This window comes from Nocardioides sp. Z40_12, from assembly GCF_058215795.1.
This window is the reverse complement of record NZ_JBZAJA010000001.1, coordinates 543490-559602: the sequence shown is the minus strand read 5'-3', so window position 1 is coordinate 559602 and position 16113 is coordinate 543490. Positions and strand designations below refer to the sequence as shown.

16 protein-coding genes are annotated in these 16113 nt (G+C 73.5%); 8 read left to right on the top strand and 8 right to left on the bottom strand.

Annotated features, from left to right (window positions below; genetic code table 11):
• The first annotated feature begins 118 nt into the window (after window positions 1-118).
• Window positions 119-1561, top strand: a complete 1443-nt coding sequence (locus tag AC4BG9_RS02655; protein ID WP_490569527.1) for a hypothetical protein — start codon at window positions 119-121, stop codon at window positions 1559-1561.
• Here AC4BG9_RS02655 and AC4BG9_RS02650 read toward each other — a convergent pair.
• The 6 genes from AC4BG9_RS02650 to AC4BG9_RS02625 all read right to left on the bottom strand — a co-directional run bounded on the left by AC4BG9_RS02650 (window position 1536) and on the right by AC4BG9_RS02625 (window position 5940).
• Window positions 1536-1832: a WXG100 family type VII secretion target gene (locus AC4BG9_RS02650; RefSeq protein ID WP_490569526.1), complete on the bottom strand. Its 297-nt coding sequence runs from the start codon at window positions 1830-1832 to the stop codon at window positions 1536-1538. The genes AC4BG9_RS02655 and AC4BG9_RS02650 overlap by 26 nt on opposite strands.
• Window positions 1829-2128 (bottom strand): WXG100 family type VII secretion target, encoded by a 300-nt coding sequence (locus AC4BG9_RS02645; RefSeq protein ID WP_490569525.1) that lies wholly within the window; start codon window positions 2126-2128, stop codon window positions 1829-1831. Before AC4BG9_RS02645 ends, AC4BG9_RS02650 begins: the two co-directional genes overlap by 4 nt.
• A gap of 127 nt (window positions 2129-2255) precedes the next feature.
• The gene (locus AC4BG9_RS02640) at window positions 2256-2621 is read right to left on the bottom strand and encodes a DUF3054 domain-containing protein (protein WP_490569524.1); all 366 of its coding nucleotides are present in this window, start codon (window positions 2619-2621) and stop codon (window positions 2256-2258) included.
• A gap of 3 nt (window positions 2622-2624) precedes the next feature.
• Window positions 2625-3470, bottom strand: a complete 846-nt coding sequence (locus tag AC4BG9_RS02635; RefSeq protein ID WP_490569523.1) for a Gmad2 immunoglobulin-like domain-containing protein — start codon at window positions 3468-3470, stop codon at window positions 2625-2627.
• Between the two features lie 59 nt (window positions 3471-3529).
• The gene (locus AC4BG9_RS02630; RefSeq protein WP_490569522.1) at window positions 3530-4540 is read right to left on the bottom strand and encodes a cytochrome d ubiquinol oxidase subunit II; all 1011 of its coding nucleotides are present in this window, start codon (window positions 4538-4540) and stop codon (window positions 3530-3532) included.
• On the bottom strand, window positions 4537-5940 hold the full coding sequence (locus AC4BG9_RS02625) for a cytochrome ubiquinol oxidase subunit I (protein WP_490569521.1): 1404 nt from the start codon (window positions 5938-5940) through the stop codon (window positions 4537-4539). The genes AC4BG9_RS02630 and AC4BG9_RS02625 overlap by 4 nt, the downstream gene beginning before the upstream one ends.
• 62 nt (window positions 5941-6002) lie before the next feature.
• On the opposite strand from AC4BG9_RS02625, the gene AC4BG9_RS02620 reads away from it, so the two are divergent.
• The 6 genes from AC4BG9_RS02620 (at window position 6003) to AC4BG9_RS02595 (ending at window position 13832) form a co-directional block, all read left to right on the top strand.
• Entirely contained in the window at window positions 6003-6959 is a 957-nt protein-coding gene (locus tag AC4BG9_RS02620) for an ABC transporter ATP-binding protein (protein ID WP_490569520.1), read from the top strand.
• 2 nt (window positions 6960-6961) lie between these two features.
• Window positions 6962-8137: an ABC transporter permease gene (locus AC4BG9_RS02615; RefSeq protein ID WP_490569519.1), complete on the top strand. Its 1176-nt coding sequence runs from the start codon at window positions 6962-6964 to the stop codon at window positions 8135-8137.
• A 10-nt stretch (window positions 8138-8147) separates the two neighbouring features.
• A complete protein-coding gene (locus AC4BG9_RS02610; protein ID WP_490569518.1) occupies window positions 8148-9311 on the top strand; it encodes an ABC transporter permease in 1164 nt (387 codons plus the stop codon).
• 155 nt (window positions 9312-9466) lie between these two features.
• The gene (locus AC4BG9_RS02605; RefSeq protein ID WP_490569517.1) at window positions 9467-9949 is read left to right on the top strand and encodes a PaaI family thioesterase; all 483 of its coding nucleotides are present in this window, start codon (window positions 9467-9469) and stop codon (window positions 9947-9949) included.
• Window positions 9946-10965 carry a DUF2804 domain-containing protein gene (locus AC4BG9_RS02600; protein WP_490569516.1) on the top strand — a complete coding sequence of 340 codons (1020 nt, stop codon included), beginning with the start codon at window positions 9946-9948 and terminating at the stop codon, window positions 10963-10965. Before AC4BG9_RS02605 ends, AC4BG9_RS02600 begins: the two co-directional genes overlap by 4 nt.
• A 77-nt stretch (window positions 10966-11042) precedes the next feature.
• Window positions 11043-13832, top strand: coding sequence for an ExeM/NucH family extracellular endonuclease (locus AC4BG9_RS02595; protein WP_490569515.1), 2790 nt, complete (start codon window positions 11043-11045; stop codon window positions 13830-13832).
• A gap of 136 nt (window positions 13833-13968) precedes the next feature.
• Here AC4BG9_RS02595 and AC4BG9_RS02590 read toward each other — a convergent pair whose 3' ends face one another.
• Window positions 13969-14724 (bottom strand): zinc metalloprotease, encoded by a 756-nt coding sequence (locus AC4BG9_RS02590; protein WP_490569514.1) that lies wholly within the window; start codon window positions 14722-14724, stop codon window positions 13969-13971.
• 14 nt (window positions 14725-14738) lie between these two features.
• Entirely contained in the window at window positions 14739-15500 is a 762-nt protein-coding gene (locus tag AC4BG9_RS02585; protein WP_490569513.1) for an endonuclease/exonuclease/phosphatase family protein, read from the bottom strand.
• A gap of 58 nt (window positions 15501-15558) precedes the next feature.
• On the opposite strand from AC4BG9_RS02585, the gene AC4BG9_RS02580 reads away from it, so the two are divergent.
• Window positions 15559-16113, top strand: coding sequence for a nucleotidyltransferase family protein (locus tag AC4BG9_RS02580; protein ID WP_490569512.1), 555 nt, complete (start codon window positions 15559-15561; stop codon window positions 16111-16113).

Here is a 16113-nt window from a genome sequence, read left to right as displayed (position 1 = left end):
ACGAACGCTGCCGGAGTTATCCCCAGCCCTCGCGACGAGCTCTCGGCCGCCGCGACGCCGCGTCTCACAGGAGAAGACGCTGCTTGTTATCGAACAGGTGTTCGATCAGGATGGGGTCATGACGACGGACGATCTCTCCTCAGCGGCGCTGCTCGCGGCCGCCTCCGAGGCTCTCGCGGCCCGCCGCTGCGCCGAGGTCGCCGAGATGGAGCTGGCTTCCCAGTGGGCGGTGCTGCACGGTCATCCGGCTGACGAGCGCGACCCGATGACCCGCTGCGGTGGGGAGGGGACGCCCCCGGTGCGCGAGTACGCCCTCCCGGAGCTGGCGATGGCCCGCGAGACCCACGTGGCCACGACCAGGGCCCTCGTCGCGGACACCCTCGACCTCCGCCACCGGCTTCCCAGGACCTGGTCCGTGGTGGTGGCGGGGGAGTGCGAGCCGTGGGTCGCCAGGAAGGTGGCGGTCCTCTCGCGTGAGGTCCCGCGGGAGGCAGTGGCCATCGTGGACGCCGCCGTCTCCCGTGCGATCGCCGGGCACGCCCCGTCCACCGTGCTGGAGATCGCCCGGGCCAAGGTGATCGAGGCCGATCCCGAGACCTACGCGATGCGGCGCGAGGCCGAGCGGCACCGGCGGTACGTCGCACTCGGCCGGACCGACGAGCTCGGCTTCCGGCACGTGATCGCCCGGGTCGGCTCCGGGGACGCCGCCTGGGTCGATGCGATGGTCGACCGGGTCGCCGACATCCTCAGTGCCGAGCTGGGGCGTGACCACAACCGCGACGAGCTGCGAGCGGAGGCGTTCGGCTGGCTGGCCCGCCCCGCCGACCTGTTGAAGCTCCTGCTCGACCACCACACGCCGGACGACGAGGAGCCCGACCGTCCCGCCTGGGCCCCCGACCACCTGCGGCGCACCGTGGAGCGACTGGCCGCCATGTCCACCCGACAGCTCGCCGCGCTGCGCGGCCGCGGCCGCGTCTTCGTGCACGTCACCGCCGCCTCGATGGCGCTCCAGGCCGGGACGGCCCGGGTCGAGGGGATGGGCCCGGCGCTGGTGCAGGCGCTCCGAGAGATCCTCGGGCACGCCGACGTCCGCCTCACCCCCGTGGTCGACACCCGGATCCGCCCGCGGGTCGACCAGTACGAGCACCCCGAGAGCACCAAGGACCTCGCCTGGCTGCTCAGCGGGGGAGACGCCTTCCCCTTCTCGCCCCGCAGCGCCACCCGCGACGGCGTCGACTTCGACCACGTCGCGGCCTACCAGCGCAACGGCCCGCCCGGCCAGACCGGCCCGCACAACTCCCGCCCCCTGCGCCGCACCCACCACCGCTGGAAGACCCACGGCGGCTTCCGGGCGCGCGCCTGCGGCCCCGGACGCGTGCTGTGGCAGACGCCTTACGGCGTCTGCGTGCTCGTCGACCAGGACGGGAGCCGGCGCCTGGCGGACCAGGAGGCAGCGACCATGCTCTCCGCCCCACCCGGGGTCGACCTCTACCTCTCCCGGTTCGCGCTTGACTACGACGGGTCGGAGCACTCGCTCACCGGACCTGCTGCCACATCGTGAGGTTGGCCTCCACCGCCCCTTCGTAGTTGGCGTGCGCGTCCGCCCCCAGGGCCCGGATGCCCGCCAGGGCCGCTCGCATGTCGTCGAGCTCGGCCTGCCACCGCTCGTGGGAAGCGGCGTGAGCGTCCCGGGCTACCCCGGCCCACCGCTCGTGCAACCCCTGCGTGGTCAGGGCCACGTCGGCGGCCAGGTCGGCCAGCTCCGCGTGGAAGCGGGCCATCTCCGTCACCACCAGGCGCAGCTCGTCCAGGTCGACGCGGTAGCCGGTCATCCCAGCCTGCTCAGCAGCCGGGCCTGCGACCGGCCGCTCTCCGAGTCGGCGGCCACGAGCACAGCGCCCGCGTGCCGGGCTGCCGCCAGGTCGGCGTCCATCTGGTCCAGCACCTCGCGGGCGCTGGACCGCCACTCCTCCCAGTGCGCCGCGAACCGGTCCGCGGCGTCACCGCGCCACTGCCCGAGCAGCGACGCCACCGCGGCCTCGATCCGCGCCGCGCGGGCGGCCGTCTCGTCAGCACGGGCCTCGAGGGCGTGGGTCGCCGACGTCAACGCCTCCTGCTGGAGCCTCATCTCCATGCTTCCTCCCCAGGGGCGGCCCGCGGACGGGTGCGCGCCCGGGCACGATCCTGCCGAGTCCGGGCACTCCGTGTGGACGCGGGACGCCCGGCCTGTGGAGAGAGCGGCTGTCCTCAGTCGCTCAGGCGCTCCGACGAGCGGCCCAGGCGGCGACCAGTCGCCAGCCGAGCATCGCCGCCCCCAGCACCCCGGTGGCCACGGCGACGAACGACCACGCGGTGCCGTCACCCGTGAGCTGGCGCAGGACCATGCCGGCCACCACCGTGGTCGGCCAGACCACGAGGCCCGCCACCAGGGTGGCGGCGGGGCGTCCGCGCAGGGCCGGCACTCCGAGGAGCAGCAGGTGCCCCAGGGCCGCGCCCACCAGGAACGGCCAGGCGATGTCCGCGACGGCCAGCAGGCCGTCCTCCCCGTCGTGGGACCGGCGGCCGAGCGCCGCGAAGACCACGACGGCGACGGCGTCGAGCAGGATCGCGAGGAAGGGCATCTCCTACTCCACCGTCACGGTGCGGGTGTCGGCGATCACCGGACCGCCCTCGCCGCCGGACATGTCGTCCTCGGCGACCTCGATCGTCCAGATGCCCGGCTCCAGGTCGACGGTGAAGCTGAACGGCGAGAGCGTCATGCCCTCGGCCGCCGTGGTGAAGCCGGTCTGCACCTCCTGGCCCTGCGCGTCGAGCACCCGCCACGGCACGTTGGCCTCGAAGGCCGCCGCCTCGCCGGTCACCGTCACCGGCGAGGTCACCCTCGCCCCCTCACCGGGGGTGTCGATGTTGAACAGGGTGCGGACGTCGTCGGCGCCGCCGCGCGTCGTCGCGCCGGGCCAGGTGACCCCGGCCCACAGCTCGCCGGCCGGCTCGCCCTCGATCAGCAGGTCGACCGGCAGGTCGGCGCCGAGCGCCTCGGTGGCCGTCCAGACGAGCTGCTGCACCATCATCTTGGCGGTACGCCGGTTGGCGTCGGCCTCGAGCGCCTCCGCCGAGAGATCGACCGTCACGACGCCGTCCGCCTCCTCGACGCCCAGCACCTGCGTGGCGGGGTTCCAGGTGGCCCGGTAGTCGGGGTCGAGGGGCCCCGCGAGCATCGCCTCGAGCGCCCCGGCTCCCGGGTCGCCGGCGACCGGACGCGACTCCCGCGCCAGCCGCGGTCCCAACCGGGTGTCGACCAGGTGGTAGACCAGCCCGGCGCTCGCGGGGGACCCGCTCGCCGTGGGGCTGGGGCCGGGATCCGTGGCCGTGCCGTCGTCGTCCTGGTCGCCGCAGGCCGCCAGGGCGCCGAGCGCCACCAGGGTCGCGGCGAGCGAGGCGGTACGGCGCAGGGTCGGTCGGACGAGCATGGGGACCTCCGGTTCCGAGGGGGAAGTGCAGGAGACCCCATCGTGGCAGGCGCAGCGCCTCATTCGGGATCCGGGCGGCTCCACTCCTCCGACTGGGTGAGACGGAAGAGGTAGTAGAGGGCCGGGCCCACGATCACCACGGCGAGGCCGACCACGATGATCAGCCCCCACAGCGTCGAGTCGGCCCCGGCGGCGTCCTCGATGGTGACCTCGTCGACCAGCAGCCACGGGTACTGGCCGAACCCCCAACCGAAGAGCACCGCGGCGACCGCGCAGACCGCGGTCACCCGCGCGACGACGTACTCGCGCCGGTAGAGCAGCACCAGCGTGGCCGCGCCGGCCAGGGCCGAGACCACCACCAGCGGGGCGGCCCGTCCGGTCAGCCCGTCGGCGAGGGTGGGGGCGTCCCGCGAGATCGGCACCAGCGCGGCGAAGACCACCGCGCCGGTGACCAGGCCCCCGACGATGGTGCGGCGGCGCAGCCTCAGGGCCAGGCTCGTCGACCCCGACCGCTGGGCGTCGGCGGTCAGGAAGACGCCGGCCAGGAACGAGCAGGTCAGCACCGCGATCACCCCGCCGAAGAACGACGTCGGGGTCAGCCACGACGACCACAGCTCCCCGCGGCCCTCCGCAGGCACCCGGCCCGAGGCGATGGCGCCCGCCACCGCGCCGAGGAAGAAGGGTGTGATCACCGACGACGCGGCGAAGACCACCCCGAAGATCCTGGCCTGGCCCAGCGTCGCGGAGTACTTGCGGAACGCGAAGCTCGACCCCCGCAGCACGATCCCCAGCAGGGCGAAGAGCATCGGGAAGATGAGCGTCGACATCGCCGACGCGAACGACTCCGGGAAGCCGGTCCACCACACGACCAGCACGTAGATCAGCCAGACGTGGTTGGCCTCCCAGACCGGGCCGATGCTGTGGTCGATCAGGGTCCGCAGCTCCGCCCCGTCGACGTCCCCGCCGGCGGTGAGGTCGTAGGAGCCGGAGCCGAAGTCGGCGCCGCCCAGCACGCCGTACGCCACCACGCCCACGAAGAGCGCGGCGGCCACGACCAGCGCCAGGCTCACGGCCGCTCCCTGTCGCTGTCGTGCATCCGCAGCTGCGGACCGTAGGGGCTGGGGAGGTCGAGGTTGCCGGAGCGCCACCGGGCGGTCATCGAGCGGATGACCACGGTCGCGGCCACCGTCATGGCGGCATAGAGCAGCAGCGTCGCGGTGACCAGCCACCACAGCCACCCGTTGCTCTCCGCGGCGTCGGCGGTGCGCAGCACGCCGTAGACCACCCACGGCTGCCGGCCCACCTCGGTCGCGGTCCAGCCCAGCTCGACGGCCACGACCGCCAGCGGCCCGGCGGCGACGCAGGCGCGGAGGAACCAGACGTTGCCGAGCAGGTCGTGCCCGCGCCACCGGGCGATCCAGTAGACGAGCACCAGCAGCATCAGCGCGAAGCCGATGCCCACCATCCCCTGGAACGTCAGGTGGGTGATGTTGACCGGAGGCTGGTCGGCCACCGGCACGGTGTCGAGCCCGGGGACGGGTGCGTCGAAGGAGTTCCGGGCGATCAGGGAGCCGATGTAGGGGATGTCGATCGCCCCCCGGACCTTCCCGTCGATCAGCAGCCCGCCCAGCCGCAGCGGCGCGCGCGTCTCGGTGGTGGTGGCCAGCTCGAACGCCGCGAGCTTGGCCGGCTGCCGGTCGGCCAGGCCGCCGCCCAGGAGGTGACCGACGACCGGCTGGAGCACGGCGGCCACCGAGCCGAAGGCGAAGGGGATCGTGAAGCCGGTGCGGTGGTGTGCGTCCCGCCGCCCCCGCAGCATCCCGACGGCGTAGACCCCGGAGGTCAGCAGGCCCACGACCATGAACGCCGCCACCCACATGTGCAGGAACTGCAGGAACGCCAGGTCGTTGAACATCGCGCGCCACGGGTTGACGTCGACCACCTCGCCGTCCCGGATCCGGAAGCCGGCCGGCTGGTTCATCCAGGCGTTGACCGCCACCACGCAGAAGGTGCCGATCACCCCGCTCACCGCCATCGGCAGCAGGGTCAGCAGGTGTCGCTTCGGCGCCATCCGCCCCCAGCCGTAGAGGTAGATGCCCAGGAAGATGGCCTCGGTGAAGAACGCCAGCCCCTCGAACGCGAAGGGCAGCCCGAGCACGTCGCCGAACGGACCCATCAGCCCGGGCCACAGCAGCCCCATCTCGAAGCTCAGCACCGTCCCGGAGACCGCGCCCACCGCGAAGAGCACGGCCGAGACCTTGGCCCAGCGTTGCGCCAGCCCCAGGGCGACGGGGTCGTCGCGGTAGATGCCACGCCAGTGCATCACGAAGATCATCGACGGCAGCGCGACCCCGAAGCAGGCCAGCACGATGTGCCAGCCGAGCGAGAACGACATCTGCAGCCGGGCGGGGAGGAGACCCGCGGGTTCCTCCGCGGTGACCACCTGGAGGAGCACCTCGGGCAGGAGCACCCTGACCACGGTACGACCGGGCTAGACAGGCGGCTAGTCCCTTCAGCCCCTAGGCTCACGGGGTGACCGACGCCGCGCCCCCCAGTGACGTGCTCGTCGTCGACTCGCTGGAGCGCCGCTTCGGCGACCTGCGCGCCGTCGACGGCGTCTCCTTCCACATCGCCCCCGGCGAGACCTACGGCCTGCTGGGGCCCAACGGGGCCGGGAAGACGACGACCATCTCGATGGTCGCCGGACTGATCCGTGCCGACGCCGGCACGGTCACCGTCGCCGGGCAGCCGATGACGCCCTCGACCCTCGAGCCCAAGCGACACCTCGGCCTGGTGCCCCAGGACCTCGCCGTCTATCCCGAGCTGACCGGCCGGGAGAACCTCACCCTCTTCGGCAGGCTCCAGGGCCTGCGGGGCAAGGCGCTGGGTGCGCGGGTCGAGGAGGTGCTCGACCTGATCGGCCTCGCCGACCGAGCCAAGAGCCTGACCAAGGAGTACTCCGGCGGCATGAAGCGCCGCCTCAACATCGGCATCGGTCTCCTCCACCAGCCCACCCTGCTGATCCTCGACGAGCCCACCGTCGGGGTCGACCCGCAGTCGCGCAACGCGATCCTGGAGTCGGTCGAGGCCCTCTCGGCCGAGGGGATGGCGGTCCTCTACACGACCCACTACATGGAGGAGGCGGAGCGGCTCTGCGACCGGATCGGGATCATCGACTCCGGCCGCCTCCAGGCCGAGGGCACCCGGGACGACCTGATCCGCCTGACCGGGGGCGTCGACACCATCCGGCTCAGCGGCAGCGGTGGCCTCGACGCGGCCGCCGACCGGCTCCGCGCCCTGCCCGGCGTGGAACGGGTCGACGCCGACCGGCGTACCGCCACCCTGACGGTGCGGGACGCGCCGGCCCTCGTGGCCCAGGTGGTCGGCACCGTCGCGGACGCGGGTGTGACGCTGGCGGACGTGGAGATCTCCCGCCCGGACCTCGAGTCGGTCTTCCTGCACCTGACCGGCAAGGCCCTGAGGGACTGACCGTGCGCCAGCTCCTCGCCCTGACCGCCAGCGACCTGCGGATGCGGATCCGGGACCGGTCGGTCCTGATCTTCGCCTTCGTGGTGCCGCTGGCGCTGATGTTCGTCTTCAACCTGGTCTTCGGCAGCACCGACGACCTCGAGCTGGAGCCGATCACCGTCGCGGTGAGCGTCCCGGAGGGCGACCCGATGGCCGCGGTCGTCGTCGACGTGCTCGCCGGCCTCGACGGCCAGGACGGCCTCGAGGTCACGGTCACCGAGACCGGCGAGAAGTCCGCCCGCCGGCAGGTCGAGGACGGCGAGGCCGCTCTCGCCCTGCTCGTCCCCGAGGGGTTCGGCGACGCCGCGCAGGCGGGCGAGCCGGTCACCGTCGACGCCGTCCGCGGCGACGAGGCGGGGCTCGAGGCCGACGTGGTGCTCTCGGTGGTCCTCGGCGTGCTCGACCGGTTCGGCGCGGGCGCCGAGACCGCGCGCGCCGGGCTGGCCTCCGGCGTCCCGCCGCAGCAGGTGGGCGCCCTGGTGGAGGAGGCCACCACCGCGGGCCCGGCCTACGAGCTGCGCCAGGGCGAGGCCTCGGACCAGCAGCTCGACGCCGGCGCCGCGCTCGTCGCCGGACAGGCCGGGCTCTTCCTGCTCTTCACCGTCAGCTTCGGCGTCACCTCGCTCCTGGTGGACCGCGAGACCGGCACCCTGGCCCGGCTCCGCTCGATGCCGATCTCGTCCTGGCTGATCGTCTCCGCCAAGGCCCTGGTCAGCTTCGTCCTGGGGGTGGTCTCCACCAGCGTCCTGCTCACTGTGGGGAGCTTCTTCTTCGACGCCGACTTCGGGTCTCCGCCGGCCGTCGCCTTGCTCGTCGTCTGCGTCGTGGCGGCCGCCACGTCGGTGATGTTCCTGATCGCCCGGGTGGCCCGCACCAGCGAGCAGGCGAGCATCGCCACCTCCATCGTGGCGGTGGTCCTGGGGATCGGCGGCGGCGCCTTCTTCCCGATCAGCGCCGCCGGGAGCCTCGCCGTCGTCCTCGACCTCAACCCGGTGGCGGCGCTGCTGCGCGGGCTCGGGATCACCTCGGCCGGTGGCGGCGTGGGCGACCTCGGCGCCCCGATCGCGATCATGCTCGGCTTCGCCGCCACCATGTGGCTGCTCTCCCGGCTCGTCCCCGACCGGGGAGCACTCTCGTGAGGGGGCAGGCATGAGGAACGCGCTCACCGTCGCCGGCCTTGAGCTGCGGCTCTTCCTCCGCGACCGCTCCAACATCTTCTTCGTCTTCGTCTTCCCGCTGCTGCTGGTGCTGATGATCGGTGCGCAGTTCGGGGACTCCGCCAACGCTGGCCGGGTGGCGCTCAGCGGCAGCGGCAGCGCGCTCGAGCAGCAGCTCGCCGACCAGCTGGAGGACTCGGACGTCGTCCTCAGCGACCAGGACTGGGACGGCGCCCTGGAGCAGCTGGCTCGCGGCCGGATCGACGTCGCCGTCCGGGTGGACGCCGAGGCGGAGGCCGCGCACGAGGCGGGAGAGCCCGTCGTGCTGGAGGTCGTCCGCGGCTCCTCGGCCAACGCCCAGGTGGTCGAGCAGCAGGTCCGCGACGCGGTGGGCGCCCTGCGTGCCGCCCAGGGGCAGATCGCCGCCCTCACCGGCCGCGGCGTCCCGGTGGACCGGGCGCAGGCGGCCCTGGCCGACGCCGCCGGGCAGGTCGAGGCCCCGGCCCTGGAGGTGACCAGCGTCGACGAGCTCAGCGAGCAGTTCGCCGGTCTCGGCCAGTTCGACCTCGGCGCCTCGGGCCAGCTGCTGCTGTTCGTCTTCCTCGCCTGCCTGGCCGGCTCGGCGACGCTCATCCAGGCGCGCCGGCTGGGGGTGATCGCGCGGATGCTCGCCGGCCCGGTCTCCACCGTCGAGCTGATCGCCGGCGAGACCCTCGGCCGCTGGGCCATCGGCCTCTTCCAGGGTGCCTACATCATGCTCGCCACCTCCCTGCTCTTCGGCGTCCGCTGGGGCAACCTGGCGCTCTCGCTGCTGGTGCTGGCGGTCTTCAGCCTGGTCGCCGCCGGCGCCGCGATCCTGCTCGGCACCCTGCTGGAGAACGAGGGGGCCGCGGGTGGCGCGGGCGTCGGGATCGGCCTGGTGCTGGCCGCGCTGGGTGGCTCGATGCTGCCGCTCGAGCTCTTCCCCGACACCATCCGCACGGTCGCCAACCTCACCCCGCACGCCTGGGCCTACGAGGCGTTCGCGGAGATCCAGCGGCGCGGCGGCGGCCTGACGGACGTGCTGCCCCAGCTGGGGGTGCTCGCCGCGATGGCGCTGGTGCTGCTGGCCCTGGGCGCCTGGTCGCTGCGCCGCAGCCTCGCCCGGGCGATGTAGCGGGACCGCGCAGAAAAACCTCGGGCGTCTTTCGCCGTTCTGCTGCGCGACCCGTGGTGCGCCCGGCATGCTCTTGCTCAGACCCCGCCGGTGACCCGAGACACCGGCGGGGTCTTCCTCGTCCGCGGCACGCGCCGGATGGCAGGATCGCCCGGGTGAGCGACCCCCGAGCCCTGACCCCCGACCAGCTCCGCGAGCACCTCAACTCCTGGCCGACGTTCGCCGCGCAACGGATCACCGTCGAGGAGATAGCTCCCGACTGGACCCACGCGCTGGTCCGGATGGACCTGACTCCGGAGAACGCGAACTTCTTCGGCACCGCCTTCGGCGGCAGCCTCTTCTCCATGGTCGACCCATTCGTGGTGATCCTCGCCGCCCAGCAGCTCGGTCCCGGGTACGCCGTGTGGGACAAGGTCGTCGAGATCGACTTCCTGCGCCCCGGCACCGGTCCGGTGACCGCCCGGGTCGAGATGCCGGTCAGCGCGGTCGAGCGCCTGCGTGAGGGGACCGCCGACGGGCAGCGCCTGCTGCGGGTCTTCCCGGTCGACCTGGTCGCCGAGGACGGCAGCGTCGTCGCCCGCCAGGAGCGCACCCTCTACGTCCGCCGGCTGCAGCCGGACGCGGTCGAGGCCCCGTGAGCGCCAGGCGGGTGGGGGAGCGCGAGCTCGTCGCCCCGGTCCCGCTGACGCTGCCCGACGGCCGGCTCAACCCCGACGCCGTCGGCTGGAGCCGCACCCCGCTGGTCACCACCGACGGGATCGGTCGCGGCCGGCTCGGCCTCGGGCGCAACAAGCGGTGGGAGTACTGGGCGGTGACCACCCCCACCCACGTGGTCGCCCTGGTGACCTCCGCCCTGGACTACGCGGCGGTGCACGGCATCTGGCTGCTCGACCGGGCCACGGGGGAGACCGTCGCGCACGACGCCATCGGGGTGCTCGGGGGCACCGTCTCGCTTCCCGGCACGCTCGGGGCCGGCCCCGTGCGGACGAGGACCAGGAAGCTGCGCATCGAGATCGACGAGGTCCCCGGTGGCACCCGGCTGCGCGCCGCCGGACCGCGGGTGCGGGTCGACGTGATCGCCGAGCGCCCGGCGGGCCACGAGAGCCTCGGGGTGGTGGTGCCGTGGAGCGAGCGCCTCTTCCAGTACACGGTCAAGGACGTCGCCCGGCCGGCGACCGGGAGCATCCGGGTCGACGGGGCCGAGGTCGAGGTCCCGGCGGGGGAGTCGTGGGCGACCCTGGACCACGGCCGTGGTCGTTGGCCCTACGCGGTGCGCTGGAACTGGGGCGCGGGGTCCGGGCGGACCGACGGCCGCGTCGTCGGCGTCCAGGTGGGTGGCCGTTGGACCGACGGCACCGGTTCGGTGGAGAACGCCCTCCATGTCGACGGCCGGCTCTCCAAGATCAGCGAGGAGCTGGTCTGGGAGTACGACCGCGACGACTGGATGGCACCCTGGCGCGTCCTGGGGGAGAGCGTGGAGCTGACCTTCACACCCTTCCACCTCAAGCGTTCGGTGATCGACATGGCGGTCTTCGCCTCCCGCACCCACCAGTGCTTCGGTCACTGGGAGGGCCGCATGCGTGACGACACCGGGGCGTGGGTCCGGGTCGCCGACCTGGTGGGGTGGGCCGAGGACGTGCGCAACCGCTGGTGAGGGTGTTTCCATCTGTCGCCGGCCACGCCTAGGGTCGGGCGCAGCACCATCGACTTCACCGGTCCTGGAGGGCTGTCATGCGTTCGTTCCACTCTCGTCCGGCCTACTGCGCGGCCGCGGCCGTCCTGGCCGCCTCGCTGCTGCCCCTGGCCGGCGCCGCGCAGGCGGCTCCCTCGAGCGAGCTCTTCCTCTCCGAGTACGTCGAGGGCTCCGCCAACAACAAGGCGCTCGAGATCTACAACGGGACCGGCGCCCCGGTCGACCTCGCCGCTGGCGGCTACAGCGTGCAGATCTTCTTCAACGGCGGCAGCACCGCCGGCCTCACGGTCCCGCTGAGCGGCACGGTCGCCCCCGGCGACGTCTTCGTGCTCGCCCACTCCGGCGCCGGACCCGAGGTGCTGGCGGTCGCCGACCAGACCAGCGGCTCCGGCTTCTTCAACGGCGACGACGCACTGACCCTGCGCCGGGGCGACACCGTGGTCGACTCGCTCGGCCAGGGCGGCGTCGACCCGGGCACCGAGTGGGGCAGCGGCCAGACCTCCACCGCCGACAACACCCTGCGCCGCAGGGAGGCGGTCACCGCGGGTGACACCGACCCGGCCGACCCGTTCGACCCGGCGGTGGAGTGGGAGGGGTTCCCCACCGACACCTTCGCCGGCCTCGGCTCCCACCTCGGTGGCGGCGAGGAGCCGCCGCCTGCCGAGGGGCCGTCCCCGGCGTGCGGTGACGAGTCGACCCCGATCGGCGCCATCCAGGGCAGCGGTCCGTCCGCGGCCCTCACCGGGGTGGTCGCCACCGAGGGCGTGGTGGTCGGCGACCACGAGGGAGCCTCGCCGCGGCTGCGCGGGTTCTACCTCCAGGACCCCGAGGGTGACGGGGACGAGGCCACCTCCGACGGCATCTTCGTCTTCAACGGCACCGACGACGACGTCGCGCTCGGAGACCGGGTGCGCGTGGTCGGCACCGCCGAGGAGTTCGCGGGCCAGACCCAGATCTCCCGGACCACCTCGGTGGAGGTCTGCGCCTCCGGGCAGACGGTGGAGCCCACCGAGATCAGCTTCCCGGCCGACGAGGCGGAGCTCGAGCGCGTGGAGGGGATGCTGGTCAGCGTGCCGCAGACCATGACGGTCACCGAGCACTTCCAGCTCGGCCGCTTCGGCCAGGTGGTCGTCTCCTCCGGCGGACGGCTGCTCCAGCCCACCGACGTGGCGGCGCCCGGAGCGGAGGCGCAGCGTGTCCAGGAGGCCAACGACCGGCGGCGGCTGATCATCGACGACTCCACCCAGGCGCAGAACCCCGACCCGATCGTCTGGGGGCGTGAGGGGCGGCCGCTCTCCGCCGACAACACGCTGCGCGGTGGCGACACCGTCACCGGCGCGGTGGGCGTGATGACCTACACCTGGGGCGGCAACGCCGCCAGCCCCGACGCCTACCGTCTGCGCCCCGTGGACGCGCTCGGCGGGCAGGCGCGCTTCGAGGCCGCCGGTGAGCGCCCGGGCGGTCCGCCGCAGGTCGGCGGCAGCCTGCAGGTGGCCGGTCTCAACGTCCTGAACTACTTCAACACCTTCACCGGCTGCACCCTCGGTGTCGCCGGCGGGCCGACCGACTGCCGCGGGGCCGACGACGCCGCCGAGCTGGAGCGGCAGGCGGCGAAGACCGTCGAGGCGATCACCCGGATGGGCGCCGAGGTCGTCGCCGTGGTCGAGATCGAGAACGACGGCTACGGTCCCGACAGTGCGCTGGCCGACCTCGTCGCCCGCCTCGACGCGGTCGAGGGTGACGGGACGTGGGCCTTCGTCGACGCGGACGCCGGCACCGGCGAGGTCGATGCGCTCGGCACCGACGCGATCAAGGTCGGCATGCTCTACCAGCCGGCGGCCGTCACCCCGGTCGGCACCACCGCGGCGCTCAACACCGACAGCTTCGTCTCGGGCGGGGAGGCGGGCCGCGCCAACAACCGCCCCGCGCTGGCCCAGGCGTTCCGGGAGCGCGCGACCGGCGGGGTCTTCACCGCCGTGGTCAACCACCTCAAGAGCAAGGGCAGCGCCTGCGCGGTGCCCGACGCGGGCGACGGGCAGGGCAACTGCAACGAGGTCAGGCGGGTGGCCGCCGCCGAGCTGGGGGAGTGGCTGGCCGCGGACCCCACGGGAACCGGCGACACCGACACGCTGATCCTCGGCGACCTCAACGCCTACGCCCAGGAGGACCCGGTGCGCGCCCTGGAGGAGGCCGGGTTCTCCGACCTGGTGGCCCGTGAGCGTGGCGAGGAGGAGTACAGCTACGTCTTCGACGGCCAGTGGGGCTCGCTCGACCACGCCCTCGGCTCGCGGAGCCTCGCCGCGCAGGTGACCGGGGCCGCCCCCTGGCACGTCAACGCCGACGAGCCGAGCGTCCTGGACTACAACACCGACTTCAAGAGCCCGGGGCAGGTGGCCTCCCTCTTCGCCCCCGACGAGTTCCGCAACTCCGACCACGACCCGGTGCTGGTCGGCCTCGACCTGCGCGGCGCCGTCGCGGACGGCTCGGTGCTCGGTGCGGGCTTCGTCCGCACCGAGCGCGGCCAGGGCGTGTTCGCCCTGGGCGTCCAGGGCCGGGGCGGGCGGGCCGCGGGGGTGGTCACCTTCGCGAGCGCGTCGGTGCGGCTCCTCGGCACCCGGGTCGACCGGCTCGAGATCACGGACCGCCAGGCGCGCCTGGCCGGCACCGGATGGGTCGACGGCCGGTCCGGCTCCTACGAGATCACCGTGGTCGACGGTGGCCGGTCGGGTCCTGACCGGTTCCGGTTGGTGGTGCGCGACTGTGCCGGGAGCCGGCTCCTCGACACGGGGTCGCGGCAGGTCACCGGCCAGGTGAAGATCCTCGGGTAGTACCCGGCCGTCACCGCCCGATTGCGTGAGATTCGCGTCACTTCCCTGCAGGAACGCGTGCGCGCAGGCCCGGTGCGACCTAATCTCTTCAACAGACCCCGCTGGTGACCCGAGACATCAGCGGGGTCCTCCAATTTCAGCAGGAGACGTTCCCGAGGCGGGCGAGCCCCTCGAGGTCACCCGGCCCGAAGCGTCCCTGCGAGGCCCCGCTCGGGTGCATCAGCTCACCCTCGTCGTCCACGTGGTCCAGACCGACCAGGTGGCCGAGCTCGTGGTCCAGGATCGCCGCGGCGTGGGCCCGGCCCGCCGGGCTGCCCATCAGGTCGGCGAAGGTGTCGCGGTCCAGGGCGACCATCCCGGTCACGAACTCCCGACGCCCCGAGCCCCGGGAGACCACGGTGCTGCCCGCCACCCCGGCGACGTCCCCGGCGAGGTCGGGGAGCTCCTCGGGGGTCGCCCACCCGATCAGCACCGGGTCGCTGCGGTCGAGCGCCCGGGCCAGGAAGTTGCGCGAGGCGGTCTCCCCGGCGTACTCGAAGACCAGGCCCGTGGCCTGTCCGATCCGCGCCACCGAGCCCTCGACCAGGGTCATGTGGTCGCTGGGGGCTCCCTCGGGGTTGACGGTGTAGCGCACCGGGCGGCACGGGCTGTAGGAGACCGGCTCGTCGGAGCCCCGCTGGGTGTACAGGAACTTGAAGGTCCCCGACCCCTCGTGCACCGGCAGCGGGGCGCTCAACCGGTCCGGGCCCATCCCGAAGATCCGCCGCAGGTCGTCGTACTCGGCCCCGGGGTGGAGCATGAAGACGCCTCCGAGGAGCACCGCGACCACGAGCAGCCCGCCGACCAGCGGGCTGCTCTGACGTCCCAGGCCCCTGCGGCCCTGCTGCTCCATGGATCAAGCCTGCCTCACCCGAGGTCGACGCAGAGCGCGCGGTGGTCGGAGAGGTCGAGCCGGGTGGAGCCCCCCGAGCGCACCCGCGCGGCCAGGCCCGGGCTGCCCAGGATGTGGTCGAGCTGCTCCGTGGGCCGGTCCGCGGGGAAGGTCGGCGCCTCCACCAGGGACCTCAGGGCGGTGAGACGCTGCGCCCGCTCGGTGCCCATGTTGAGGTCGCCGAGCACGAGCACCGGCCCCTGGCGACCCGCGAGCGCGGCGCGCAGGGTGCGCAGCTGACGCCGCTGCCACCACTCGATGAAGGTCAGGTGGGTGTTGGCCACGGTCAGCCGGCCGGTCGGCCCCTCCACCGTCGCCACCACCGCGACCCGGGCCTCGTCGCGCACCAGCTCGGGTCGTCGGCTCCCGTCGAAGCGCATCGGCACCCGCACCGGCACCGGAGCCAGGCGGACCGACTCCCACGCCGTGACGGGGTGGCGCGAGAGCAGCGCCACGCCGTAGGCCGCCGCGTCGGGGGCCAGGTCGCCGTCGGCCGCCATCCACACCCCCGGGCTGCCGTGCAGCGCCGCGACGAAGAGGTGCTCCGTGGCCCCCATCGCCTCGGCGGCCAGCGCGGTCAGGTCGGCGCCGGCGGAGCGGGCCTGGTTGCGGTCGACCTCCTGGAGGGCCAGCACGTCGGCGTCCAGGCTGGCGATCGCGGCCGCGAAGCGGTCCAGGTCGACCTGGTCGTCCTCCGGTGAGCGGCCGTGGAGGATGTTGAAGGTCGCGACGCGCATGGCGGGCCTGTGCCCGCTGGGCACGTTGATCAATCGCGCCGCTGGGTACCGTGGCGCCGTGGACGTCGATGAGGAGAAGGCCAACCTGCGCGAGGCGCTCAAGCGCGTCGCCGTGGCCCTGAAGGAGTCGGGACTGCCTTTCGCGCTGGCGGGGGGCTACGCGGTGTGGGCGCGGGGCGGCCCCGAGCCGAGCCACGACGTGGACTTCCTGGTCGCCGAGGCCGACGCACCGGCGGCCGCGACGGTGCTGGCCGAGCACGGCCTTCAGGTGGTCCAGCCCCCCGAGGACTGGCTCTTCAAGGTCTTCACCGACGACGTGATGGTCGACGTCATCTTCCGGGACGCCACCATCCCGGCCGAGCGCGCGATGTTGGCCGACGCGGACGAGATCGAGGTGATCTCGGTGGTGATGCCGGTGCTCTCCGCGACCCGGCTGATGATCCACAAGCTGCACGCCATGGACGAGCGGTACTGCGACTTCGGCCGGCTGCTGCCGGTGGCGCGGGCGCTGCGCGAGCAGGTCGAGTGGGACGTCGTGGCCAAGGAGACCGACGACAACGAGTTCGCCGTCGCCTTCCTCTACTTGCTCGAGCGGCTCCGCATCATCGACTGA

What these genes read in the sequence shown, in the direction of transcription:
- AC4BG9_RS02635 (WP_490569523.1), bottom strand. Translation starts at nt 3,470, where the DNA reads ATGCTCGTCCGACCGACCCTGCGCCGTACCGCCTCGCTCGCCGCGACC.
- AC4BG9_RS02640 (WP_490569524.1), bottom strand. Translation starts at nt 2,621, where the DNA reads ATGCCCTTCCTCGCGATCCTGCTCGACGCCGTCGCCGTCGTGGTCTTC.
- AC4BG9_RS02655 (WP_490569527.1), top strand. Translation starts at nt 119, where the DNA reads ATGACGACGGACGATCTCTCCTCAGCGGCGCTGCTCGCGGCCGCCTCC.
- AC4BG9_RS02650 (WP_490569526.1), bottom strand. Translation starts at nt 1,832, where the DNA reads ATGACCGGCTACCGCGTCGACCTGGACGAGCTGCGCCTGGTGGTGACG.
- AC4BG9_RS02585 (WP_490569513.1), bottom strand. Translation starts at nt 15,500, where the DNA reads ATGCGCGTCGCGACCTTCAACATCCTCCACGGCCGCTCACCGGAGGAC.
- AC4BG9_RS02610 (WP_490569518.1), top strand. Translation starts at nt 8,148, where the DNA reads ATGAGGAACGCGCTCACCGTCGCCGGCCTTGAGCTGCGGCTCTTCCTC.
- AC4BG9_RS02645 (WP_490569525.1), bottom strand. Translation starts at nt 2,128, where the DNA reads ATGAGGCTCCAGCAGGAGGCGTTGACGTCGGCGACCCACGCCCTCGAG.
- AC4BG9_RS02590 (WP_490569514.1), bottom strand. Translation starts at nt 14,724, where the DNA reads ATGGAGCAGCAGGGCCGCAGGGGCCTGGGACGTCAGAGCAGCCCGCTG.
- AC4BG9_RS02595 (WP_490569515.1), top strand. Translation starts at nt 11,043, where the DNA reads ATGCGTTCGTTCCACTCTCGTCCGGCCTACTGCGCGGCCGCGGCCGTC.